Source organism: Paenibacillus brevis, from assembly GCF_018919145.1.
GTDB classification, from domain to species: Bacteria; Bacillota; Bacilli; order Paenibacillales; family Paenibacillaceae; genus Fontibacillus; species Fontibacillus brevis.
In genome coordinates this window covers 26,703-50,374 of the sequence record NZ_JAHLQJ010000010.1, presented here as the reverse complement: position 1 = coordinate 50,374, position 23,672 = coordinate 26,703, and the positions used below count along the sequence as shown (strand labels likewise).

30 protein-coding genes are annotated in these 23,672 nt (G+C 48.9%); 2 read left to right on the top strand and 28 right to left on the bottom strand.

The features are described from left to right. Positions 1-152 precede the first annotated feature (152 nt). The 26 genes from KQJ23_RS12570 to KQJ23_RS12445 form a co-directional block, all read right to left on the bottom strand. Positions 153-497 (bottom strand): lysozyme, encoded by a 345-nt coding sequence (locus KQJ23_RS12570; RefSeq protein ID WP_216479238.1) that lies wholly within the window; start codon positions 495-497, stop codon positions 153-155. Further along, a complete protein-coding gene (locus KQJ23_RS12565; RefSeq protein ID WP_216479237.1) occupies positions 494-889 on the bottom strand; it encodes a phage tail protein in 396 nt (131 codons plus the stop codon). The genes KQJ23_RS12570 and KQJ23_RS12565 overlap by 4 nt, the downstream gene beginning before the upstream one ends. Beyond that, entirely contained in the window at positions 886-1,287 is a 402-nt protein-coding gene (locus tag KQJ23_RS12560) for a phage baseplate assembly protein V (protein ID WP_216479236.1), read from the bottom strand. Before KQJ23_RS12560 ends, KQJ23_RS12565 begins: the two co-directional genes overlap by 4 nt. Positions 1,288-1,289: 2 nt before the next feature. Then, positions 1,290-2,321 carry a phage late control D family protein gene (locus KQJ23_RS12555; RefSeq protein WP_216479235.1) on the bottom strand — a complete coding sequence of 344 codons (1,032 nt, stop codon included), beginning with the start codon at positions 2,319-2,321 and terminating at the stop codon, positions 1,290-1,292. Between the two features lie 2 nt (positions 2,322-2,323). Then, a complete protein-coding gene (locus tag KQJ23_RS12550) occupies positions 2,324-2,530 on the bottom strand; it encodes a tail protein X (protein WP_216479234.1) in 207 nt (68 codons plus the stop codon). Then, positions 2,527-5,433 carry a phage tail tape measure protein gene (locus tag KQJ23_RS12545; protein WP_216479233.1) on the bottom strand — a complete coding sequence of 969 codons (2,907 nt, stop codon included), beginning with the start codon at positions 5,431-5,433 and terminating at the stop codon, positions 2,527-2,529. The genes KQJ23_RS12550 and KQJ23_RS12545 overlap by 4 nt, the downstream gene beginning before the upstream one ends. A 181-nt stretch (positions 5,434-5,614) precedes the next feature. Further along, positions 5,615-5,962: a phage tail assembly protein gene (locus KQJ23_RS12540; protein ID WP_216479232.1), complete on the bottom strand. Its 348-nt coding sequence runs from the start codon at positions 5,960-5,962 to the stop codon at positions 5,615-5,617. A 17-nt stretch (positions 5,963-5,979) separates the two neighbouring features. Beyond that, positions 5,980-6,507, bottom strand: a complete 528-nt coding sequence (locus tag KQJ23_RS12535) for a phage major tail tube protein (protein ID WP_216479231.1) — start codon at positions 6,505-6,507, stop codon at positions 5,980-5,982. Positions 6,508-6,519: 12 nt separating this feature from the next. Next, positions 6,520-7,965, bottom strand: coding sequence for a phage tail sheath family protein (locus KQJ23_RS12530; RefSeq protein WP_216479230.1), 1,446 nt, complete (start codon positions 7,963-7,965; stop codon positions 6,520-6,522). A 3-nt stretch (positions 7,966-7,968) separates the two neighbouring features. Continuing rightward, entirely contained in the window at positions 7,969-8,334 is a 366-nt protein-coding gene (locus tag KQJ23_RS12525) for a hypothetical protein (protein WP_216479229.1), read from the bottom strand. Further along, positions 8,324-8,851, bottom strand: coding sequence for a hypothetical protein (locus tag KQJ23_RS12520; RefSeq protein WP_216479228.1), 528 nt, complete (start codon positions 8,849-8,851; stop codon positions 8,324-8,326). The genes KQJ23_RS12525 and KQJ23_RS12520 overlap by 11 nt, the downstream gene beginning before the upstream one ends. Beyond that, on the bottom strand, positions 8,848-9,414 hold the full coding sequence (locus KQJ23_RS12515) for a phage tail protein (RefSeq protein WP_216479227.1): 567 nt from the start codon (positions 9,412-9,414) through the stop codon (positions 8,848-8,850). The genes KQJ23_RS12520 and KQJ23_RS12515 overlap by 4 nt, the downstream gene beginning before the upstream one ends. Before the next feature lie 2 nt (positions 9,415-9,416). Continuing rightward, positions 9,417-9,770: a hypothetical protein gene (locus tag KQJ23_RS12510; RefSeq protein WP_216479226.1), complete on the bottom strand. Its 354-nt coding sequence runs from the start codon at positions 9,768-9,770 to the stop codon at positions 9,417-9,419. A gap of 12 nt (positions 9,771-9,782) precedes the next feature. Beyond that, positions 9,783-9,944, bottom strand: coding sequence for a hypothetical protein (locus KQJ23_RS12505; RefSeq protein WP_216479225.1), 162 nt, complete (start codon positions 9,942-9,944; stop codon positions 9,783-9,785). Positions 9,945-9,969: 25 nt separating this feature from the next. Then, positions 9,970-10,992: a major capsid protein gene (locus KQJ23_RS12500; RefSeq protein ID WP_216479224.1), complete on the bottom strand. Its 1,023-nt coding sequence runs from the start codon at positions 10,990-10,992 to the stop codon at positions 9,970-9,972. Between the two features lie 15 nt (positions 10,993-11,007). Next, positions 11,008-11,400: a head decoration protein gene (locus KQJ23_RS12495; protein ID WP_216479223.1), complete on the bottom strand. Its 393-nt coding sequence runs from the start codon at positions 11,398-11,400 to the stop codon at positions 11,008-11,010. Positions 11,401-11,402: 2 nt separating this feature from the next. Beyond that, a complete protein-coding gene (locus KQJ23_RS12490; protein ID WP_216479222.1) occupies positions 11,403-12,515 on the bottom strand; it encodes a head maturation protease, ClpP-related in 1,113 nt (370 codons plus the stop codon). A 28-nt stretch (positions 12,516-12,543) separates the two neighbouring features. Then, positions 12,544-14,163, bottom strand: a complete 1,620-nt coding sequence (locus KQJ23_RS12485; RefSeq protein WP_216479221.1) for a phage portal protein — start codon at positions 14,161-14,163, stop codon at positions 12,544-12,546. Then, positions 14,160-14,393, bottom strand: a complete 234-nt coding sequence (locus tag KQJ23_RS12480; RefSeq protein ID WP_216479220.1) for a DUF6148 family protein — start codon at positions 14,391-14,393, stop codon at positions 14,160-14,162. Before KQJ23_RS12480 ends, KQJ23_RS12485 begins: the two co-directional genes overlap by 4 nt. Before the next feature lie 29 nt (positions 14,394-14,422). Beyond that, positions 14,423-16,288 (bottom strand): phage terminase large subunit family protein, encoded by a 1,866-nt coding sequence (locus tag KQJ23_RS12475; RefSeq protein WP_216479219.1) that lies wholly within the window; start codon positions 16,286-16,288, stop codon positions 14,423-14,425. After that, entirely contained in the window at positions 16,266-16,793 is a 528-nt protein-coding gene (locus KQJ23_RS12470) for a hypothetical protein (protein ID WP_216479218.1), read from the bottom strand. The genes KQJ23_RS12475 and KQJ23_RS12470 overlap by 23 nt, the downstream gene beginning before the upstream one ends. 244 nt (positions 16,794-17,037) lie before the next feature. Then, positions 17,038-17,580, bottom strand: coding sequence for a hypothetical protein (locus KQJ23_RS12465; RefSeq protein WP_216479217.1), 543 nt, complete (start codon positions 17,578-17,580; stop codon positions 17,038-17,040). A 68-nt stretch (positions 17,581-17,648) separates the two neighbouring features. Further along, a complete protein-coding gene (locus KQJ23_RS12460) occupies positions 17,649-18,335 on the bottom strand; it encodes a replication protein (RefSeq protein WP_216479216.1) in 687 nt (228 codons plus the stop codon). A 33-nt stretch (positions 18,336-18,368) separates the two neighbouring features. Continuing rightward, positions 18,369-18,572: a hypothetical protein gene (locus KQJ23_RS12455; protein WP_216479215.1), complete on the bottom strand. Its 204-nt coding sequence runs from the start codon at positions 18,570-18,572 to the stop codon at positions 18,369-18,371. Between the two features lie 75 nt (positions 18,573-18,647). Then, positions 18,648-18,830, bottom strand: coding sequence for a hypothetical protein (locus KQJ23_RS12450; protein WP_216479214.1), 183 nt, complete (start codon positions 18,828-18,830; stop codon positions 18,648-18,650). 80 nt (positions 18,831-18,910) lie between these two features. Beyond that, positions 18,911-19,126: a hypothetical protein gene (locus KQJ23_RS12445; protein ID WP_216479213.1), complete on the bottom strand. Its 216-nt coding sequence runs from the start codon at positions 19,124-19,126 to the stop codon at positions 18,911-18,913. Positions 19,127-20,017: 891 nt separating this feature from the next. Between KQJ23_RS12445 and KQJ23_RS12440 the strand changes: the two genes are divergently transcribed. Then, positions 20,018-21,163, top strand: a complete 1,146-nt coding sequence (locus KQJ23_RS12440) for a site-specific integrase (protein WP_216479212.1) — start codon at positions 20,018-20,020, stop codon at positions 21,161-21,163. Between the two features lie 314 nt (positions 21,164-21,477). Next, on the top strand, positions 21,478-21,699 hold the full coding sequence (gene tlp / locus KQJ23_RS12435) for a small acid-soluble spore protein Tlp (protein ID WP_216479211.1): 222 nt from the start codon (positions 21,478-21,480) through the stop codon (positions 21,697-21,699). Positions 21,700-21,784: 85 nt separating this feature from the next. On the opposite strand, the gene KQJ23_RS12430 is transcribed toward tlp, so the two are convergent. Both KQJ23_RS12430 and lysA read right to left on the bottom strand, forming a co-directional pair. Beyond that, positions 21,785-22,222: a peptidylprolyl isomerase gene (locus tag KQJ23_RS12430; protein ID WP_216479210.1), complete on the bottom strand. Its 438-nt coding sequence runs from the start codon at positions 22,220-22,222 to the stop codon at positions 21,785-21,787. A 90-nt stretch (positions 22,223-22,312) separates the two neighbouring features. After that, positions 22,313-23,644 (bottom strand): diaminopimelate decarboxylase, encoded by a 1,332-nt coding sequence (gene lysA, locus KQJ23_RS12425; RefSeq protein ID WP_216479209.1) that lies wholly within the window; start codon positions 23,642-23,644, stop codon positions 22,313-22,315. Between the last annotated feature and the right edge of the window lie 28 nt (positions 23,645-23,672).

Here is a 23,672-nt window from a genome sequence, read left to right as displayed (position 1 = left end):
GATCTGAGCCAGCGACATTAAGAAAAGCCTTCTCGGGTCCGCTGGATACAGGGGGCTGCCGATTAGGCCTTCGAAAATTGTTATGATATTGTTTTCGATCTCTGCGGCATCAACGTCCACAAAGTCGATATCCGTAAGTGTGTCAAAGCTGCTCAAGTCGTCGCCTCCTCTGCAAGAGCGTATTTAATGACCGGCACCAACCTACCGTACAAAGCTGACTCCTCTTCTGTCTCCAAAAAATCAATGCTCACAATCACCGCTCGTGGCTCCTGCTCCATGATGGCTGTTGTAATGATGCCGGCCAGCCGAGCCTTTAACACCGGGATAGGACCATCAAGGACATCGGAGTAATCAATGCCGATCGTCCGAGCTCCCGGAGACGATCCTAGATATGTGCTGACTATCGTCCGGATGTTCTGCCCGACTTCGGCAGCTGTTGACGCTGGAGCAAAGTCCACCCATGATCCCGGTGTGAGCATGTCCACTGTATAAATCATGCGTATTCCTCCAATGTGATGGATGCCGACGCCTTGAGCAGGTTGCCCCTATTGTCGATCTCAGTCCACGATTGCTCAAGGGATGTGATTTTAAACTTGCTAACCCCGATCCCTTTGCCGCCAATAATCAACGGCATTGCCTTGCCAGATCGCTCCAGCTCGACCAAGGCATCCAACTCTTTACGGGGATTGATACCGTACCGTACGTCCAGATGCATCGTAAACGAGACCGTATCCAGCCCCGGTCCGATAAATTGGGATACGGGCTTTTTTCCAAGCACCTCATGATTAGCCCAACGACTGGCAGAGGTGCGGGTGAACTCTGTAAAGGTGCGGATAGTATCGGGCGTAACTGTAAAGACGATGCTGCCCAAACTGCCGATTTGATTCACAATATCTCACCCGCCCTCTTAATTGATCCGGTCACTTCCAGATCGCCTTCGATTTTAACGCCCCCAGCAGCCTTTACAATGAGTTGCTTGAGCATCCGGTCATAATAGACCTGACTACCGTCTTCAAACCACACCCCCCACTGTTGTGGCGTTCCCGGGGGCGTTTCGTCGTCGGTGTAATAGGTGCCCAAGCAAAACCCAGCAGACCCGTTTCCAAGGAAAGCACAGAGCACGCTTTCCCCCGGCAAAGGAAGAGCATTGCCACGCCCCCAGCCGCCCGGCGTGAGGACGGGAAGTGCATCCGAGACCCGATCATCCTGATCTGGGAAAGTTACCCGCACCGTGCCAGCCGCAGCGTCTACGCTGGATACTATGCCTGCTTGTATGAATTTGCTCATTACTACCACCCCAAGACCTTTCTGATTTCCATTGTCGTTGTATATCCCCCGCCGTCGATCTGGTGTCTGCAACTGTCAATGATGTACTTCCCGTCAAAGCGTCCCCAGCCCACGACATCAATTGTAAGACCGGACGCCATTCGGATATCACCAACAAGGGTGAGCGAAGACTTTCCGGCCTCTTTATTCTTTTCACGAAGATTGTTACGTGCAAGACGCTGTGCTTCAGCTTGTGAGCTTACCTGTTGCTTGACCTTGAGCATCGGTCCTGTCTTAGGAGCGCCGGGAGGCGTGTAGGTGTACTTAATCGTGCTCTTGGCCTTCGGAGGTTTATACGATACCTCACAGGACCTGTATGCGGTATAAGCCGTCCCCCAACTAAAACGATAGGAGATGACGTTGTCTTTGCCCCGCTCTATTGTAGCGACAGCCGGCTTTTTCTCGTATTCTGCTTCATCAAACAGCACCAAGCTCCCTGATGCAATTTTAACCGCCACCCCTTCCTGCTTTGCTTGCTCATTCAAAAAGGCCAAGTCTGATTGATCGGACTGTTCAAGGCGATCATAGGATGGGTTCCCTGATGCTTCATAGATCAATTTTAATTTAGCCCGTTTGGCGATATCAGCTGCTATAGTCTTTAACGTGACCTTCTCCCAATCCTTGGAACGCTTCTCGCCCCGTGCAGAGGATCCTGCAGGTAGAGAGATAGCCTTAATCATAACCGTGTCAGGGGGTCCTGCAACCTCAATACTATCTACCTCAAATGATCCGAGTGGCAGAGACTTAGTCTCCCCAGCCTTACTCCAGTTAACTGTTTGTATCTCGGCCTTTATGGCATCACCTTCAGCCGGATTCCATGCGTTTTGCCATTTACGGTCGCGGTCAGCTAACTGGATTTGGATGTCATCCAAGGTTCCCGACGATGCATCGTTGTAGATAAACTCAAGTAAATACTCTGCTAAGTCCTTGGTGATCGTCTTGCCGTTATACGTGACCGCCAGAACTGCCCTGCGTGCATCCTGTACTGTTGACACGGCTATCCCTCCCGTTTCCATGGAGGTAGCTCGTCAGACTGCTCCGCCGGGATATCCGGCACTGTCAGCACTACCCCGGCACTAAACACCGCTGTATTGAGCTGTGTCGGATTTGCCTTCATGAGGTTGACCGCAAACCGTTCTTCCCCGAACAAACGAAAGGAGATACCGTCGAAGGTATCCCCTTGAATTGTGATGTAAGTTGTCATCCGAAACTCACCCGCTTTTGCTGCTCATAATATCGTTTCATCTTCTGTTCAAAGTCACGTTGCGACTCGGAGACCACCTGCCTGATTACCTGCTCATCAGCATTACCCTGCACAACAATGTGCGGGCTAAACACCGGGGCGAAGTTGCCGCCAGGGTTATATCCCAAAGCCTCCCCAGCAGCCGCATACAGCGACCGAGAGCGCCTTGAATTGTTCTCCGGGATAATCCATTCTGGGCTTCGACCTTCGCCCACCCATGCAAGCTCCGGTGACTCAACATAGCCCCCATTGGCGTAACCATTAAACCCGGGATCACGTAGTTGTATCTGCTTGAGTGCCTTGCCTGCTGGAGTCGAAAAGTCAGGTACCTGCCCAGTCTGCTGCCAGACAAGTTCGATATTCACCTTTTTCGCATCGGGGATCATGTCCATTTCCCGGTTTAGTTCGGACATGTTTTGCATCGCACTTTCAAATTGCTGCTTTTCGGCCTCGGACAGCTCGGCATACTTTGCTGCGTAATCCGTCAAAGTACCGCCCAAATCCAACTCGATTAGCTTCTTCTGGTTGTCATAGTAGGATTGGAAGCTCTGTTCAGATTTCGAAATTTCCTCTTGAGCCTTTTTCCAACTCTCGAAGTTACTGTCGATAGCCTTCTTGGCCTGTTCAGCATCGTACTGCATATTTGCAAAGTTTCCGCTGTAGTCAAGCCCCGTGTCCTGGTAAATTTGTTGCGCCAGTTCGCTTAGTTTCTGGTTTACTTCGTCATATGATAACGCTTGGTTGTTTACAATTTCGTGATGCTTGTTGAGATATTCAGCATATTGAGCGTAACTTCTCTTAGCTTCTAAATATGCTGCGTCACTTTCAGCTAATTTTTTGTTCAATTCGTCATACTCTTCTAATAGAGTTGGGAGGTTTTGTTGAGCTTCAAAAACTGACATTTCCATCTCTCGCCGTTGCATTTCTGATCGAGAACTGTTCAATTGATCAGCGAGTCCTAACTGTTCCCGGAATCTATCACTCTTCGCGTCCTCTGCCCGCAGTATATCTGGATTTAGATCGATCAGGTCCTGCTCCACAATCGCTAACTTTCGCCGCGCCTCTGTGAGTTCATCAGCGGGAGTTTTGGTGTTTTTGATCTTAGTTGTTAAGCGATCGTACTCGGTTATTAGTTCCTTGGTTTTACGTGTCTGTGTCTCTACGCCCGAGTAATCGTCATAAGCCTTGTCGAGTGCATCGCCCATGTTAATGAGTTCTTGCCGCGCCTTTTCTTGGTGCTTCTTGTAGGCGCTGACCACTGTTGTAAGTGCCCCAACGCCAAGAACAGTCCATCCAATAGGGCCACCTAACAACCCAAGCGCCCCGCCGAACTTTCCGACATTGCCAGCCGTTCCGAGAAACGTCTTGCTAACCTTCGCCAGGTCCTTGCCCATAGACACCGTATTTTTTGCCAGCATGCCTGCAGGTACGCTGAGCGCGAGCGTCTTTATGACATCCTTGTTTTCGGATGCCCATGCGGCTAGATTTTGCAGCACCGGCAGCAGTTCCTCACCAATCGGAATAACTACTGACTCCATTAATTCGCGGCCAAGCTTTTGGATATCCTTGGTCACGCTGGTGTAACGTACATCTTCGATCTGCTGCATGGTGTTTGTCGTCTTATCAAACTGACTGTTGACCGTAGATAAGGAGTCCATCACCTGCTGACCCAGATCCTCGTACTGTGTACCCATGATGGCAATACCCATCGTTTGCTTTTCGATAGGATCTTCGATCGCCGCCAATTTGCCGAGTATCATGTTGAGAGCATCGGCTCCGCGCATCGACCCGCTTGACAGACCATCCAGCACCTTTTGAGAGTCGCCCAATATGGAGGCAAGCGCCAGCATGGAGTCAGCACCTTTTTTACCGCCAGCCTTAAGGTTTTTAACCAGCGTCGCTGCTGTACTCTTATCGGTACGCGCAACAAGCTCCTGGTACTCCTTGGTTGCCTTGGAGCCCTTAGAGAGAGTCTTTGCAAACTCATCGATATCAGGAGGGGCAAAGAGCTGAGCGAGTGCATCTTGTGCATTGGCGTCTCCAGCGTCCTTGATGCGGTTGTCAAACTCCTTAACCATGTCCGCAACCTTATCGAGATTCCACGCGCCCGCATCCAAGCCGGTGGCGAAAAAGTCAAACATCTCGTCTGCCGTAAATCCAAGGGTCTTAAACTGCGGTGTGAACTCGTTGATGGAGTCCAACAGCTCACCCGTGCGGTCTAATCCCTTTTGCGACCCCTGGGCGATCAGGTTATAGGCGTGCTCAGATGTAAGACCAAACTGCCGCATAAGCATGTCGGCTGATCGGACAGACTCATTGACGTCATGACCAAAGGTGTCGCGGAGCATTAGTGCGTTCTTGGTAGTTCGCTCCAGCTCGTCGCCTGATTGCTTGGTCGTCCGTTGGACATTGACAAGAGCATTTGCGATGTCGTTAAAGCCCTCGCCCAGATTAACCTCATAGATGTCCTTAGCGATATCTTTAAACTCGGCCATCTGTTCGACGGTCGCCCCGGTAGACGCGCCCATCTGATGCACAGAGTCATCAAGAGCGCCGACCTCGCTTATCATGTTCCCAAACATATCCCCGACGGTCGTAATGATCTTGTGTGCGCCGGTGAATTGGAGCGTTTTTTCGAATACTTCCCCGAACTCCTTGGCATTCTCCCGGAGCTCACGAAAGGCGCCCTGTGCATCCTCTGCATCCCGCGCAACCTTATCCAAGCCTTTTGAACGCTTAAGTTGATTAAGGTCCTTGTCGAGACCTGTGACATCCCGATTAAGATCATCAAACGACCGAGTGAGTCGGGGGTCGATTTTTCCATTCAGTTCGAACGACATTTCATACTGTTTTTTGTTTGCCATGGTCAACCCCCGCTCTTCCTCAGTTCTTCGATTCTCTCATTGCGCTTTCTCACAAACTCATTGCGCGCCTTATACCATTTGTAAATTTCACGGATTGATCGACCCATGTATTCAAGAGGAGAGCCGCCGACCTCAGCAATCACAATGCAAATCTCCATTAGCTCAGCCGGCGGATCTTCGGTCAATCCCAATCTCGCAAAAAATCCCTAGCCGCTTTGGTCACCCTGTTAAAGTCCTTTGCAGGCAATTTTTTCATGCAGTTGTAGTGGACTCCCAGCGCTTTGGCAGCCAGCACAGCTTGATACGCCGGATGCTCTGACTTCATGTATGGGATAAAATTCTTCCCCTCGTTAAGAGCGAGAAAATCCGACTCAAGTGAGACGATCTCATCGCCTGTTAACCTCTCGAAATTCAAGTCAAGTTCCTTGTATTCGACACCTTCCCAAGTAAAAGGCCGGGACAGCTTGATCACCGTCCCGGCCTGCTTAGTTTCTTGCACTACCGTATCTGTATTTTCGGATTCCTTCATAACCATTTTTCTCCTCCTTATGCCAGGCCGAGGGCCTTGCGGACATCAGACTGTACGTCAACCCCATTAATGCGACAGATGTAATTAAACTTATCCAACTCAAACACCTCATCGCCCTCAATGAAAATCTTGAGGTATGTGAGCTCGATGGTATTGGTTGTGTCGGTTGCGGCGTTAACTACCAGCGTGCCTAAGTCAATGCCTTTGCTAAAACCTCTAGCAACGACCTTGATTGACTTGGTAACCTTATAGCCCTTTGTCTTATCGAATTCTTTAAAAGCCCCTCTGACTTCAAGCCCTGTTACTTTGGGGCTTATAAAAGCAAAGGCATCGCGAGAGATTGTTCTCCACGCAATGCCCATTTCTAGCGATCCGTAGTGACCTTCAGATGGGAGTTCAACCTCCCCCAAGATGCCCGCTCCGGATAACGAGTCCGTGAGATTTGCTAGGGATGGAAGCGTGATGTCTCCGACAGCAAAGTCGGTATTGCTACCCTCTGTAAACAACGCGACCCCATCCAGTTTCATAGGAATAGTTGCAGCCATGGTTTTCCCTCCTTAAGCCGCCGTTAATGCAGCCAGATAAGATGCGTCGTAAGCGACGATGAATTCAATTTCTTGACCAACAGATGGAGGAGTGATGAACACTCGGTAAACCACCTTGCCATTGCCGAGTTGATCAGATGGGTTATCAGACTCCCGGAACTCGACACGTCCACCGAGCAGATAGCCTGCACCTACCAGACCATTAATCCAGATGTTAGCATCATCGGCCACCGAACTGATCAAACGTGGATTGAGCGGATTGTCTACCTTGTTCCAGTGACGCAGGACCAGATTATTTTTAACGTAAGAGAACATCCGTCGAACCGGGATAAACGCCCGCTGTGCATCCGTGAACCCAGGATATGCTCCTGTACGGTTTCCCCATGCACGGAAACCATCCTGCCAACGTATCGCTGTAACAATGCCATTTGCATTGAGCGCGTTAGCCTGGTCATATGGGATGTTGACCGCAGTCCCATCGGCATACAAGAGAGCGTCTGCCGTAATAGGCTGGTTAGATGGGGTTTGAACCGGAACGCCCCCATTTTGCTGGTCGATCGCTACCATAGCAGCAGCTACCAGCGTGGACATGTGATAGACACGCCCTTTATAGCCAGCCATAGGATACGTGTTGGTCTGCAGGTGGTCGGTATACCCGTTGTCTTCTTTCCACGCTGCCGCGTCCACATACTTCTGGCCAGCATCAAGGTCGGTGATCGCATGAGCTTCAAACAGACCGTTGATGTCCTTAGCTTTGGCGACCATGACAGCGGCCACTGTAGGGTCGTCAGAGTATCCAGGAGCCACGATGAGGTTCGGTACAAAGGTAGTCTCGATAAATACGTCCTCGATCAGTTCCAGCCCTGTCCGTACTCCTGTTACAGCGTCAGAACCGCCGATGATCCGTGCTGCATTAACCGCCGAAGGATCTAACGATTTGTACCCCACTTGCAGAGATGTTGTGTTTGCAGGGATGGTTCCGCCCGGGATAATGGAGATTACCAGCTTACCTGCATCGTTAAACGTCAGGGCATAGTCCGTGTTCAGCGCGTAGGTCGTACCGCCTCCCGAGGCTTCGACGGTCACAGAGGCTTTCAACACGCCCTCTTTATCGATCGTGTGGAGCCCATCTGTAAATGTAGCCGCAGCTCCTGGAGTATCCTCCACATCATCCAGAGCCAGTACATTGACAAAGGCAACCGGACCCTGCTCGTTATCCACGAAGTGCGCATATGCAACTTCGCAAAGCGTAAAGGACTCCCAATTGTCGGAGTATCCAAGCTTGCGCTTGAAGTCCTCAAAGTCACTCGCAAGGATTACTTTGTTGACTGCTGCTTGAGGATCGGCAGCGAGATTGATAGGCGCCGTTCCGAAATAAACAGGCAGGGTGTTTGCCTGCGCGACAGCTGCTCTCTGGGCAAAGGTCTCAGTCGCTTTGATGCCATGAAATTCTACCATTCCTTACACTCCTTTCAGCGACTGAACAGCGATATTAAGCGCCGTTCCAGCCGTAGCGATTTGTTTTTGTGCTTCTCTCAACTCTGTCACCGGGACAAACAGTTTCTTGATCAGCGGATAGGCTGTGTACAAGCTCTCGTAATATGCTGGATGCCCTCCGATAAAGGTTTGATGTGTCCGGAGCGCTATGCCGTTCTTGCCGATCGGCGGCCCAATATAGATTAATTGCTCAGGAGGATCCTTTGCTTCGGCAACCTCATTCGTTTCAATCGCAACCAGCGGCGTAACTTCCTTCGCAATCGCAACCCGTTCCTGCGGCCCATCTTGCAGCAGCTCCTCTTTTTCAGAGCGATTTTTATTACCAGCCATGCTTCCATGCCTCCCTATCCATGCTAGGCAAATCCCAATTGGTAGACATGTAGCCCATCCAAAACGGATCTGCCTGCTCATCGTAAAACCCCATATTAAGCGGCAAGGACAGCCTGCACGGCCATCCCTCCCATGTTTCTCGCAACAAGAAAGCCCTGACATGCTCCATCAGATGTAACACATCCATGTAGCCATCGGGCCCGCTTCCCTCGCATCCAAATACAAAGTCAATCGTTGCAGTCCGATATCCTTCGTCGTTGTCCTCCGAGTCCACATACGTGATGATGATAAACGGCCACCGCTCATCCCTCTCCTCCGGCAGTGTAGTGTCGGCGGTAGCTGGTGGGATATCCGTAACTGGGAGCGACGGGAGACTCGGGTCATAGTCCGGAGTAGCCCTCGGAGGCAGATCCACCTTGAAGATGTTCGGGGCAAGCCGATGCGGGCCCAGAAACACCTCTTTGGTAGCCTCTTGCAGGTACTCCTGCAACTTGTCCATTAATGTGCTTGGTGTCATCCTAACAACCTCCCAATCGTACGATCCAATTCATGCGGCAGCCGCTTCTGCATTTCCTCGCCATAAATAGTTTGGGCATGCTCACGTACCTCTTCATTTGCCGCCATCGACGGCACCGCAGGGCCACGTAGTTCGCGGATCGGCAGCCGCTTCTTCCCTTCCCGCTCAAACACACCTAGATGCGAGCCAGCAGTAGCAATAAACGCTCCCGGAATGGGCTTCTTAGCGCCGCCCCGGAAGACAGCTGCTTTGACCGCCTTAGGTGGTTTTTTGAGTCGCTTGCGAGGAGTGACTGCGAACCGGATCAGAGGGATCGTATGCCCCTTTGAGGTCAATGTCGCAGACAAATGCTTGCCCTTCGCCTTCTTGATGCTGATCGTCTCTAGGACTTCCTTTTGCTTGACCAGGTACTTCTCCCTCACCTTGCGGCCGGTTTCCGTCTTAGCCCGCTGCGTCGCCCGGTTAATGCTGGACAGGACCGCCTGTCTGACGGCCTCGTCCATTTGCTTGAGCGATTTGTTGACCCGCTTGAGGTTATCCTTGATCTCGATAAAATCAGCCACGGTTAACCAACCCCGTTCTTTTGCAGCACGATTTTAAGGATGCCTGTGTCATTGGAGACGCCCTTGACCGCATATTGCAAAAAGTCCAAATAAAAACTCTGGTCAACCCGAGGGGTATATGCCAGAGTTTGCGGATCAATATGGATAATTGCATTATGGGCAGAGACACCATCGGCGCTCTGGATCGGCTTGCCGTCGAGGGTAAACTTCTCAACGATCATCTGCAGTTGGCGATCTTTACGGCCGGCCTTCTTAACCTCGTCAGTGTAGGTCGTGACCGTGTGCAGCTCCGCAAACTCAAGAGGGTTCATAAAGACGTTTTTGACGTCGAGCGCCATCTGATCCTTAAGGTTCATGGAGCACCACTCCTAAGCTTGGTCATCCTTGGTCTTAGCGGCCTTTTTCTCCTCTTCGATAGCTTTGAGCTCGATGAGGCGTTCTGCCTCTTCCTTTTTGAGTCCCAGCACTTCCTCGCCGATTTCAAACTGTCTGCCACTGTGAAGAACTTTTTCTTTTGCGATGTATCCCATAAAGATTTTCCCACCTTATTTTTAGTTACATAACCTTCGCTACATACCAGTTTTCGATGTTTTCAGGCACAGGGAACGGACGGCTTTGGAGTTCCAATGTGCGGACCGCCGTTCTTTCGTCCATAAACACCTGAGCCACAACCGGAAGATTAACCAACTTCATTTGCTTGTCGATTGCAACCGGGTTGGCTCCATACAGGAATTCAAATGGTTTGCCATCAGGGAGCATCACTATAGTTCCGTTTGGAATAAAAGGATGCTCTGCACCATTCTCGTCGGTGTAGTTGCCGGTATAACTGTAAAGGTCTACCCCTACATCACGCAGATAGCCATGATAGGTGACTCCGTCCGGAAGAAGACGGGTGTCAACATTACCGATATCAAGCCCCTTATTATCCAACAGTTTCAGAATCGCTGGGTGCCGAGTCAATCGTGTCATTGCATCATATGCACCAAGTACCAGCCGTGAAGTGCGGCCGTTCTTCTGCATGATGGATTGACGCAGACCATTAAGGAATCGGATTGGATCGGAAGCGTCGTTGCTCCAAAGATCGGTGCCCGAGAGAGTGATTTTGTTAGAGAAACCATAATCAAGTTCTTGCTCGACGCCTTCGCCGATCTGGATTACCTTTCCGGTGAAGATGAGCTGAGAAGCCATTTCAACCTTCCTGCGAATGATAGAGTCGTTGAGCTCCACCATGTCCTTGGCGATCAATTTACGCTGACGAGTCTCGAAGCTGTCAGGAGCATACAATAACTCTCCAGCCTGCCGAGCTTTTAGGTCGTTCATCGTAATGTTCCGAGCCGGTTTAACCGGGACCGGCGCATACTGTTGAGCCTCGAATTTATCGCGCGCCAAGATTTTACCAGTCTGCAATTCGGAAACATACGGCGCGATTCGATTCTTACCGCGCATTGTTTGGATTTCAATTTCTGTGGTTAAGCCGGTTTCACCTTCGGAAAAGAAGGTTTTTGTGATATACTCCGATGTCGTCGGCAGCGCTGAAACGACTTTAACGAGTTGTGGAAATGAGTAAATGTCTGGCATGTGTTTTATCCTCCCTTATTCTACGATCCGTTTTGTGATGAATCCGATCTTGCGCATGGCTACATCATGCGTCTCTATCGTATCTGTGCCGCCAAAGATGAGCGCATGGCGGTTAAACTCACCGCTGGTGAATCCAGTGGCCCTGACATCTTCTGTCGTGGCATCGACTTCCTGGTCATCCAAGATAGCGAACGGTTCTTGGGATCCATCGGTCTTGGACGAATCGACAGGTGCTACGATGTACATACCATGGTACTGATCGGATTCAGGAAGCTGATCGATAACACCCAAAACAGTACCGCGTTTCACGATTCCGGCCCCCGACTTTACGATGACGGACACCTTCGTTAGCGGCTGAACATAACCGGCTATTAATGTGTCGTAAGGTTGGCTTTCGTATGCTGGCATGATTACTTACCCCCTGTTAAACGTTGGATTTCTGCGGTCACTTCGTCGACCTCAGATTGAGCTTGCGCTTCTTCTGCTTCTGCTTTCGCTTCAGGCGTATCAACATCCTGGGACAGTACGTCTTTTGCATTACTTGCTTCCGAATCTTCCTTGCGGGCTTGGGCTTCGCTGGAAATACGTTCAGTTGAAGCGTTGACGATCTCGATTGCAGCCTCAGCCGCCGTTTTACCTGCTTCGATTGCCTTTGCTACGATATCAGCAGCTCCCGGCGCCTTTGCCAGGGCATTCAGGCTATTTACGCGCTGGCGTTCTTCCTGGATCGCCTCGTCCTTCACCTCAGCTTTTACTTGTTCAAATAACTCCGGATGTTTAGCTCTCAATTCATTGATATCCATTGTCGTTAGTACCTCCTTTGTGTTTGCCTCTGGCACAGGCTGGGTAGCCATAGTCTCGGGCGTCAATTCTTTTTGATTTAAAGTCTTGGGGTTGTCCTGATTCATCGCCAGGATCTTAGTCCGAAACTTGTCCAAGATTGCTGGCGGTAATTCTGCCGCAAGGTTTGCGGTTGCAACAGGCTCCACCTCTTCGGTGGCAAACATGACTTCATCGGCAAATCCTAATTCAACAGCTAGCTGTGCATTCATGAATGTCTCGTTTTCCATCAACTGTCGAATTTCTTCACGAGATTTGCCTGTCTTTGATTCATAAGCATTGACCATGGCTTCGTCAACGCTTTGGAGCATCTGCATAGTTTGCTGGTGATCCTCTTTGTTCCCGTCCGTCCAAGTCGCTGAATTATGAATCATGATTTGAGCGGTTGGAGCGATCAAGATCTTATCACCGGCCATGGCAATCACCGACGCTGCACTACCAGCAATTGAAGGGATTTTTACCGTAACAAATCCCGGATACTCTTTGAGCGCAGTGTGAATTTCTGAACCCGACCAAGCATTGCCGCCACCGGAGCTGATATAAACGTCAATATCATCTCCACCTGCCTCTTCGAGAGATTTGTGAACGGATGACGGACTGATATACGGAATTTCAAGCCAGTCATAGATCCAGGCATCGCGATCCCCAACAACGGTACCGTTAAGCTTAATTTTCTTTGGCATATTTCCTCATCACCTCCCTTCCCCAAAATCATTGATCATCACTGTCATCTTCTTCATCCCCGTTATTCGACGGAGCTGGTGAAGCAGTAGCTGCTGACTTTGCCCCCTCAGTCAAACCGAGACGAGTCAGCGTCGCCAACTCATGCGATCTCTGCTGGACGTTCGATTCCCACTGACCTCCCGTAAGCTCAGCGGTCTCTTTCTCTGCTGTGCTGAAGTTATGTTCAATACGAGTAACTGCGGCGTTAACTTCCTTGAGAGGATCTAGCAAGCCTTGGCTTGGTCCATTCCATTCCGCCTTCGTATAGGCGCGAAAAATAGCCGGGTCATCAAAGATGCCCGGTGCGTCAATACGACCTTTGGTCACAGCTTCCACGAACCACTCCTCATAAATTGGCTGACAAAAAGCCGATGCAAGCCATACCCGTCGCATTCGGAACATCTTCCATGCTTCGAGCAAAGCCGCACGGCTCGCTGTGTACGATGAGGTAAAGTGTTTTACCAGCAATTCATATGGAATTTCAAGAGCAGAACCTATTTGTCGCAAAATTGCAGTTACAAACGGATCAAAGTTACTGCTAGGTCGGGTCGGGTCGGCAAAGGTCGCCTTTTCTCCGGGGTCTAGTTTTTGAACTGTGCCCGCACCCATCTTGATGTCTTGAGGGTCGGCGTATCCATCGTCAATGTTGTCGGTATCCGGCGGTTCTAGTCCGAACGCATCCAGATCTTCATCAGGAGTTTCAATAAAGACCGTAAACATGGACTGGATTACAGCCGCGGTCAACTCTGCTTCCGTGTATTGGTCAAGCTTTTTTAAAGCTTCAATCACCGGAGCAATGATAGGCACGCCGCGCCGCTGATCAGGCCGTTCAGATTCCATCAGATGGAGGACGTTGTACCTACCTGATTTCCCGCCTCTTGCCAGAACACGGGTCCATTCCTGCTCTCCACCCCAGAAGACTCCACCACTTCCTGGATGTCGGCTGCTGAAATGATAAGCAACCACCATCCCATCTGCATCAACCTCGACACCAGCTTGAACTTTGTCTGTGCTCACTCCATTAGGATTGCTGCATCTGTCTGCTTCGACTAATTTAATCTTTAGATCATAAGTGGAAAATGGTCTCTCGATCAAAGGAAGTAACGCAAAGACATCGCCGCTTTTAAGCTGCGAGATAAACGCCAGTTGCTGTAGCCCATAGAAATCATTGAGACCTGCAGCATCGCAGTTTTTAGAATCAGCCCAAATAGACCATTCCCGATCTATCTGCTTTTTCAAAGCCGCAGCTTGTTCGTCCGTTAAGTTCAGGAATTCCTTATCAAAGGCCGGCTTTAACTTTAGCCCAGTCCCCACAACATTTGTTCTCAATGTTTTTATTGCCCCAGTTACGACGGATCCCCCAACAGATAAGTCGCGAGATCGGGCGCGTAAAGTCTCCAAGTGATCATGTATGTCTGCGTCTGCATCGCCGATGTCGGGATTCCATAATGCCGTGGCCTTCTTGGTGCGGCTGGCTCCATGAGATCCATATCCTTGGGCAAGGACCTGAGCGACCTTCTCTTGACGGACAATTTCAGTTCGAGCCTGAGCGCGTTTTTTCGCATACTCTGGAGCAAAGTAGCCAATGACCTTATCAACCCGATTCATATATCAAACGGGGTGAATGCTCGAGTTTTCTTTCTTCGCCGTTTGCCCGGATTCTCAAGTTCGTCAACGATACGGCCCCAATAGCGGATGCGCTCAAGAATCGTCGGCATGTCTACTCTAGTCAACGATCTTCCCGCGATGCTATAAGACTGTCCGGTTGCGAGTGCGAGCTCAGCAGCACGCCAAGTCTGATAATTCAATCTTGCTTCTTCCAATGTGATTTTTGGCATTTCCCTTTTCACCTCCTTCTCAGGGTTTACTATCTACCTGCCGAAACGCGTTTCTTGCCCTTCTTTCGGATTCTCACCGAAGTGTCTGGGTCGATTTTCGGACCGTTTGGTTGCTGCTCGATAGGTAATGATAGGTTTGGTCGAAGTAATTCGATCACCGCCCGGTTATAGACGGCTAGGTCAAATGGCTCGTTTCGGTCCCGAGTTTTCACCCAGACTTTGTATTTGACTCCTTCTTTCACAACCGTTTGTTGAGTCTCAGCTGTAAGACCGAGGAAATATTCTTGCGTGTATCCCTTTTCCTCGTCATTAGGAAAATGACAATAGAGCGGCCCAGGCTCAGTTACCTTGAGGCTATCAAACACCTTAACCTTCCCGTCATCTACCCCCAGATGGATCAGCATAGCTTTCTGGATTTGCGTCCTGGTATGTTTCGCAATGAAGGGTACATGCTCCGCTGTCTTAGGATTAATCCCTTGTCCTTTTATGGAATATATCCGACGATATTCACGTGGCTTGGTGAATTCATAAACTTCTTTTGTGTAGTGACCCCCAGAGTCCATGCAAACTCCAATAATTCGAAATTCACGACCTCCAGGGCCAATCCAAGACCGGCAAAGGAACCTGTCAAGTTCGTTCCAAATCTGCGGCTGGTCCAAATCCCCATAAATCCGTTGATATTCGATTCTCCAAGATTCTTTTCCAGCTCCCCAGCCTGTAACCTCAACCTCAAAACGATCATCCTGAGTGTCGACAGCCGCGGTGAGCACCTTGACACCTTCAGGCACTTCATATTCATATCGTTCACGGCGCTCCATTAGTGTCTTTTCGTCAACACCCTTGACCTTGGTTTCCCAAGGCTCTCCAAGAACCGTGTTTACAAATACTTTGAGCTTATCAATGCCTTCTCTTTTGGCAACTAAAAAAGCCTTCGCTACCTCGCGCCAATCTGACCACGGGCTGGAAAGCTGATTGATATGGAATCCGCGACGGGTGGAATGCTCTTTCTGAGCGATCCATTGCCCTTCTCCGCGCTTCCAATCCTTCTCTGAGCCGAGCATTCCGCAATATGCGCAGCGGTGTTCTGCTTTGGTAACGACGATTTCGCCGGACTCGGAGACATAGTGTTCAAATGCAATACCACCATCCTTACCACTCTTGAACTTGAGCGGCTGGAGCTCTCCGCAATGCGGACAAGGCAGGCACCATTGTTCCATTGTGCTATTCTCATATAGTTGGTTAATCCGGGAGGTTTCCTTATCGACTGGAGTCGAGACAAACAAATGCCGCCGCTTATGACGGTATGTCTTAGTTCTGGCCGTCGCCAAGGCAATGGGATCGCCCTCTTTACCAGATGAAATAGGGAATCGATCTACTTCGTCACATAGCACAATTTGAATTGGCCGAGACGATAAACCTTCCGGAACGTTAGCGCCCGCAATAGCCACATAACCGCCTGGGAAAGACTTCTCCTCGATGGTATTGCTACTGTCTCGCGACTTGGCAACTCCGATCTTTGCGCGCAGCGGCTCGCAGTTATTAATCATTGGTGTAAGTCGCTTTTTGGAATATGCCTGAATCAGTGTATCGTTTGGCAGTACATGTAGGATTGGGCACGGCTCCTGATCGATATAAGATCCAGTCACATTCAGCAGGAACTCCGTTTTCCCAACTTGCGCAGAGGCCATGATCACAACTTCCTCCCATTTCTCTATGGAGTCCATAATCTCTCGCTGATAAGGGGCTCTGTCAGTTCGCCACGGTCCTGCTTCTGCACTGCTCTCGGTGGTTAACACTCGGTTCATGTCAGCCCATTCAGAGACTGTCAGACGGCGTTTCGGCTCCCATTGTCTGTTGGAGGTAGAGAATAGTTCAACTGTCTTCTGGGCTACCATGATCTATCTCGCCCCCAATCTTATCCGGGGTGTACTTTGCCAGGGACGTCAGCGCAGTTTCAATTTCACGGCGCACAACACCTTCCACGACTTCCGCCGATTCGTTTTCACATTCACTTGATATCCGGCTGGGCACTCCCAGCAAACGTGACTTTGTAGTCAGGATAAGATCGGACAGCAGCAGCTCAACATCTGCAGCAGCGTGCAGGTTGCCTTTCATCTGTTCCAGCTCAAGCGCCGCTTTCTCTGCCTTGGTCTTTTCGTGTTCCGTTTTATAGTCGATCAGGCGCGGCTTCTTGTCCTCTTCCTTTCCCCCAGACATATGCTCAACGTACGCCTGAATGGTTTCCCCCAGATTGTACTTGCCACGTTCAATCTGCTTTAAGATTCCCTCACCAGTGAGCTGCCGAACCCATCTATCAGACTTGCCAATAATGGCCGCCAATTCCCCGGTGCCGACGACCCTCTCATGCAGTTTATCTGCTTCCGTTTTCTTTTTGGCCATTACCTCACCTCAACTTCCGGTTTTTGATGTATTTACGCTCTAGCTCCCCTGGTCGCTTAATTCGAAGGATTTTTCACGGGCTTTCATTTTCCGGTGTTTTGAAACGGAAGCGGAACTAAACTTTTGAAAATAAATCTAGCGGAAAATCGGGGTCGTTCGCACCCGCACTCCGATTTATCCCCCAGAAGGACCCGTGACGCTCGCATTTGATCGCTGACACCCATTCCGACCCCTCCACGAGTGTTTATTCATCCTCGATTCGCTCGCGCTCTACAGTGCCATTCTGTGCGTCTGGTGATGCGTATAAATCAAGGTCTGTTAATAGCGAACGAATAACAGCATTCACTTCGTCATGCACCTGAAGCCCCTCTCTCATCGTTTCTACAAGCTTTTCGATAACCTTCAGTTTCAGCGTCACCTTCTCTCGCACCTCAAACAGTCCTGTTTCACGCAAGTTAGCGGCGTAGGATGCCGGCGTTCTTTTGTTATTGACCGACGATCCTCCTTGTGGTGGCGGTCCAATAGGGTTATTGCTTTTCGGTTGATGCATATCATTCACCTCTTCAATTTCATTTAGTAATGCGATATTAAACATCAAGTATTGATGTTCTAACTTGTAATAAGCGATCTTCTTGGCTTCCTCAACCGAGAAGACATCCATTATCGCTCCATACACTATCCGGGATAGCTCGGCGTTGTCGTATGCCTTATCCTCAATTCCCACCGATCCGACCAGTTGATTGTCTTTATCGTAAAACATGAGCACCTGAACTCTTTCAGTCTCCATACCTATCACCCTTTCTTTGCATATAAAAAGGCCACTCGCAATTGAGTGACCGCCATAGCCGTATTCAGTTAGAATTGATCGAACATCCTTTCATCGAATCGCCTGTATGAAGCATAGAGGAAAGGAATGATGTTCCCGTTATTATCTGGAGATAGGTGTTTAAAATGATCTCTCACCTGTTCTTCCCACAGATCTATATCCACTCCATTTGATTCTATATGCTCGATTTGAGAAAGAATCCAATGATGCTGTTCTTCACTCACCTTCATATGCTGCTTCTTCATATTCCGTTTAAAATGCTTCAGGTATATTTCGATAAATACGTGATCTTCCTTTTCGAGATAGGTGTATATTTTTTCTTTATCTTCTTTCTTTAATTCTTTTTTTATATGGGGGTCTAATGAGTCCTCTAAATAGAGGTCTAACGAGTCCCCTTTTAAGAGGTCTAATGAGTCCTCTATTTTATCGGTTTTCTTACGATTAATACGTAAATATCTGCGTTTCCCTTCTTGCCTAGCAATGATCACGCCAGCTTCAATCAGCCGATTCAATTCCCGTCTGACTTGTCTTTTATCACACTGGGTGAGTTCAGCGAGAAATTCGAGGGACAGCCAGCGTTCTATTTGCTGGTATCCGAATGTATGTCGAATGATCGCATTTACGATCCGAAACTGCGTCATATTCAAATCGGCAGTCATAAGGTATTCCATTAGCCAATGCGGCACTTTGACGTAATTCTCTTTTGATTCAGCCATCGTGCATCGTCCATCCCTCCGTTCACCATTACTTTACTTCAAACCATTCATAACCATGAAATACAAACCGATAAGACTCACCGCTGTTGCTACAATTCCAATAATCTTACCGTTAGCCTTTAGATACCATAGTATAAGCCCGGCTGTAACTGTAGGCAGCAGTATATACAAGGCAATCAATTTGATGAAATTCATCCCCATCAAATTGTCGGGTTTAACGCCTTCAAATAAATTCATTAAAATCCACCTCCGTTGTCGATGTAATTCGACATTTGGGAGGATTACCCTTTTGAGCAAAAGAAAAAGCACCGGTTAGGGTGCCTTAACTACTAAGTCTTCTCTTTGTAACTGCCTAACTTTCAATTCTCTTGGATCAAACGAAAGCCTCATATCATTCTTCTCTCGCTCTTCTTTTTGATGTTTAAAGAATAATAAAAGAGCCTCTTCAGTTGATTCTGCTAATATAAGTTCAACTTTATCGAACCATTCAACCATGTAGAAATACTTGTACTTAATCTCACTCACCTCCCAGCATCAAGTTTCGACGCCAGGAGAGTATTTCCTTCTCGACCAGCTTAATGCAATGCCGATTTTTCCAAGTCAGCCCAAGCATCTTCAATGGACGCTAAGGCTTCCTCTTTTGTGGAGCATGTCTTCGTGAGGCTGCCGCCTGAATCAACCTCGGCCGGATCGGTTGCTGCGATAACTGCAAGATATTGTCCGTCGGGCAGCTCAGTATAATGTGCTGCATACATCTTGCCGCCAATGTTTCCATGTTTTACTGATTCCATGTGTAATTTCAAAAAAAATCACCTCCATCAGCGTATTATACAGGACATATTCGCTGTATTCGAGGTTTTTCCTGCAATTCCCAAGACATTAAAAGCCGCTTTACTCAGGCAGCGGCAGCCTCCACGATCCAGCCTTTATGCGCCTATGCGTATCTCAGCGCATCCTCGTGCCTGTGGTCAGCACACCCATAAGGGGGAAAGGAGATCGGCACCCTGTTTTATTGGCAGGCTTGGAGTTAATAGAATTGAAAACCAACGGCTGGAGTTGAACCAGCAGCTTGCGGTTGGCTACCGCATGTGTTTACCCGTTACACCACGTTGATACAATAAATAGCGGTAATTATATCGGCTACCGCCAATCCGTCCGGTTCAGGCTTTTTGTAGAGGGAAAACAGCACCGGCCAACGCGAAACCCTCACATTAATAAAATCGAGCAGCGGGACTCGAACCCGCATCTGCAGCTTGGAAGGCTGCGGCCCAACCTTTAGACCATACCCGCATAAGTAACAGCATGCCGCCTAACGGCTCGGGTGGTCCATTGCCAGCATGCTGCACCATCTACCGCCCTGACGCGTTCGCGACCGCTTTGTCAGGGCGAGAGTAGGGAGATATCGGATCGGAGCTTTGCACCAATAAAAAAGGCCGGCGCATCTGCCCGACCGTTGATGAGGCGTGTACGCCCCGTGGTGTCCGTCTCTCGAATCTCCATGGTACAAATATAACAGGTTAAAAGCTAACGAAATCACTAACATTTATATTCTTTTTAGATTATTTTTCTAACAAAATGGAACAAAAACCAACTTTTGTGCCCTGTGAGCTTATTTCGTTGTAGACCGTCACCTTATTTGCTAAAATGGGGATATTTAAATGTTTGGACAAGGAGGTTCGTGAATGCCGGTATACCCTTATACAAAAAAAGGTAAGGAGCATTATTATTATGCATTCGAGGTAAAGAAAAGAGATGGCGGACGAAAAACCATCAAAGAGCGTGGATTTGAAACTAAAGGGGCCGCTCGATCGGCTGAACGTCAGGCTCGCGTTGATTGGGAAAAGGGGCAATATGTTGATCCCTCAAAAATGACCGTTACCGAATACATGAATTATTTTGTGGATAACAAACAAGACCTTTCCCCAGAGTCGCGGGAAACCAATAAGGGACACATCAAAAACCATATCACCCCTGTGATCGGAAATATCCTTTTCCAAAAACTTACCGTCGACGATATCGAAAGACTTGTCAAATCGTTGCAAGAGAAGGTTCTTGCCCCAGGAACCAATGGGGCCACGGGAGATAAGTTGGCTGATGGTACGATCAGGAAAATATTCAATTTGGTACAGACCGCATATAGAGCAGCGCAGAAGAAAGAATTGATTGTAAAGAACCCTTTTGATCTGCTGGATGACGGATCAAAGCCGCGGGCAAGCAAGCCAAAGGTTGATTACTGGACTGTCAATGAGGTTAAAAAGTTCTTTGAAGTGTTGGAGCATCGACAAAAAATTCTATTCGTCTTGGCAATTTATACGGGGATGCGCAGAGGTGAAATCTTAGGTCTCCGTTGGAAAGATGTAGACATGAAGAACTCTCAAATCAGAATAAGACAGACACTCAAGCCCAAGGGGCGCGTTAAAGAAGGCGGCAAGAATCAAAACGCTGAAAGGTCAATAACGTTTTCAAAACATGTAAGCAGTGAGTTAAAAAAGCACAAAGCCATGATTGTACAAGAATGCTGGGAAGCAGGAAGGGAATTCAAAGATGATGGGTTTGTAATTTGCGACCCTGACGGAAAGCCTGCAAGTGTTGGCAACTTCCATAAGTTTTGGAAGAGAGTCGTTAATAACACCAACATGCGCTATATCAGATTTCACGATCTTAGGCACACTTGCGCCTCTTTGCTACTTACATCAGGCGCACATCCGAAGGTTGTCCAGGAATTACTTGGGCATTCGTCGATCAAAGTTACCTTAGATCTGTACTCACACCTCATGCCAAACATGCAAAGTGAAGCGGTAAGTAAACTTGATGAGATGTTAAAATGATGTCCCTTAAATGCCTATAGGGACACTTAATTTTCTCTGATTTCCTACCAAAAAACCTACCAAATAAGAATTACTACCAAAATAAAAACGCCGATTCCCTTGATATAGTTGGGATTTCGGCGTTTTTATATATTAAGGGACATTGTTCCTGCCCCGAAGGATGCTATGAAATTGATAGTTGCACTTTGGATGTTAACATTTACCCCATGAAAAATCAAGGAGCCCTTTCACACTGATGCATAATTCATTGCGGATCGAGCGACAATAGGGTTGATTTCAGTCTGAAAAGATACCAATCACAGGAGGAAAATACGATGGCAAAGCCTGACGATCGCTCAGATAATCTTGAGAAAATTCAAACAAACATCGGAAATACGATTCAAAACTTCCGGGAGAACGAACAGTATTTAGCCGAACATGCGGAGGAAATCTCGTCGCAGGAGAAGCAACAGCTCGAGGCGAAGAACCAGAAACGCCTGCACGCCATTGAAGGCTTCCGCGAGGAAGCCGAGGATGAGGCCGATCAAGCGGACTAAAGTTATACACGGCCGACTTTTCAGCTTTCTTGACGAAAAAAAGAACCGGAATATAGTCCGGTTCTTTTTATATTGTGTTACTCTCTTATGCCTCGTCCCACACCGTAACTTCCTTCATCTTGTCCCCAGGACGGACCTGATCCACAAGTTCCATACCCGAAGTTACTTTACCGAATACGGTATGCACACCGTTCAAGTGCGGCTGCGGCTCATACACGATAAAGAACTGGCTTCCGCCGGTGTCCTTGCCTGCATGCGCCATCGACAATACTCCACGCTCATGCTTGGTTGTATTGGTTGCTGTTTCACATTTGATGGTATACCCCGGACCGCCTGTGCCGTTGCCTGTCGGGCAGCCGCCTTGAGCGACGAAGCCCGGAATGACACGGTGGAACGTCAAGCCATTATAGAATCCGGAGTTAGCCAGCTTCTCAAAATTCGCTACCGTACCCGGTGCTTCCTCAGGCAGAAACTGAATTTCCACTTCTCCGCCCTTTTCCAATACGATTTTACCCTTTTTCATATCGGTCACTTCCTTCTTCATAGTTACAATTTGGACAAACCTATTACAGTGTACTATGAAAAAGCGCCGGGAGCAAAATCCATACGCTGATTATTTGAATGAGGGCTGCTTGACAATCCGCTCCGGAACCAGGTCACAAGCTGTAATATCCTCGAAGGACTCACGACGGACAACCAGATCGCTGTGACCGTCCTGCACAAATACAACTGCCGGACGGCGAATCCGGTTGTAGTTGCTTGCCATTGCATAGTTATAAGCTCCCGTGCAGGATACGGCCAGCAGGTCACCTGAGTTGACCTTCGGCAGCTCCAAATCCCAAATCAGCATGTCGCCGCTCTCACAGCATTTACCGGCTATCGATACGGTCTCCTCCACGCGGTCTAATCCCCGGTTAGCCAGCATGGCTTCATACTTAGACTCATAGAGTGCCGGACGAGGATTATCTGTCATTCCTCCATCCACAGCCACGTATTTTCTCACGCCAGGAATATCCTTGCTTGTTCCAACAGTATACAAGGTCGTCCCGGCATCGCCGACAATACTGCGCCCCGGTTCTACCCAAATTTCAGGAAGCTGAGGATAACCTTCAGCGAAGAACTTCTTCACCGCATCGGTAATCGCCTTCACATATTCTGCGACAGCCAGAGGAGTATCTCCCTCCATATAGCGGATGCCAAAGCCTCCTCCCAGATTAATCACCTTAAAGGTGACATCCAGTTCGCGCTTCACTTCCAGACTGAAGTCAGCTACTCTGCTTACCGCCAATTGGAAGCCGTCAACCTCGAAGATTTGAGAGCCGATATGAGAATGCAGTCCCAACAGCTTGAGATTACGGCTGCCCGAAGCCTGCTTCACTGCTTCAAAGGCAGACCCGTTACCGATGTCGAAGCCGAATTTCGAATCGGTTTGGCCCGTAGAAATGTACTCGTGCGTATGAGCTTCTACGCCCGGCGTTACTCTAAGCAAGATATTAACCGATACGTTCTTCTCTTCCGCAAGTGCCTGAAGCATTTGCATTTCAATGAAATTGTCTACTACAAAACAGCCTATCTGAGCGGATATCGCCATCTCCAGCTCTTCAGGAGTCTTGTTATTCCCATGAAAATGAATGCGTTCAGCCGGGAATCCCGCCTGCAGCGCAGTGTATAGTTCTCCTTCAGACACCACATCGAGAGACAATCCTTCATCATCAACAAGACGGCACATGGCCTTTACACAAAATGCCTTGCTGGCATAAGCCACCTGGAACGTCAGGCCGGAAGCTCGGAACGCATCCATATATTCGCGGCATCTTTGCCGAATGAGGGCTTCATCCATGATGTATAGCGGGGTGCCATAGGTTTGCTTCAAATCGACCGTATCACAACCGCCGATTTCCAGATGCCCGCTGGAGTTAATTTTGCTGGTACCGTGTAAATACATCTGTGTCGTCCTCCACTTTCAGTTTTTT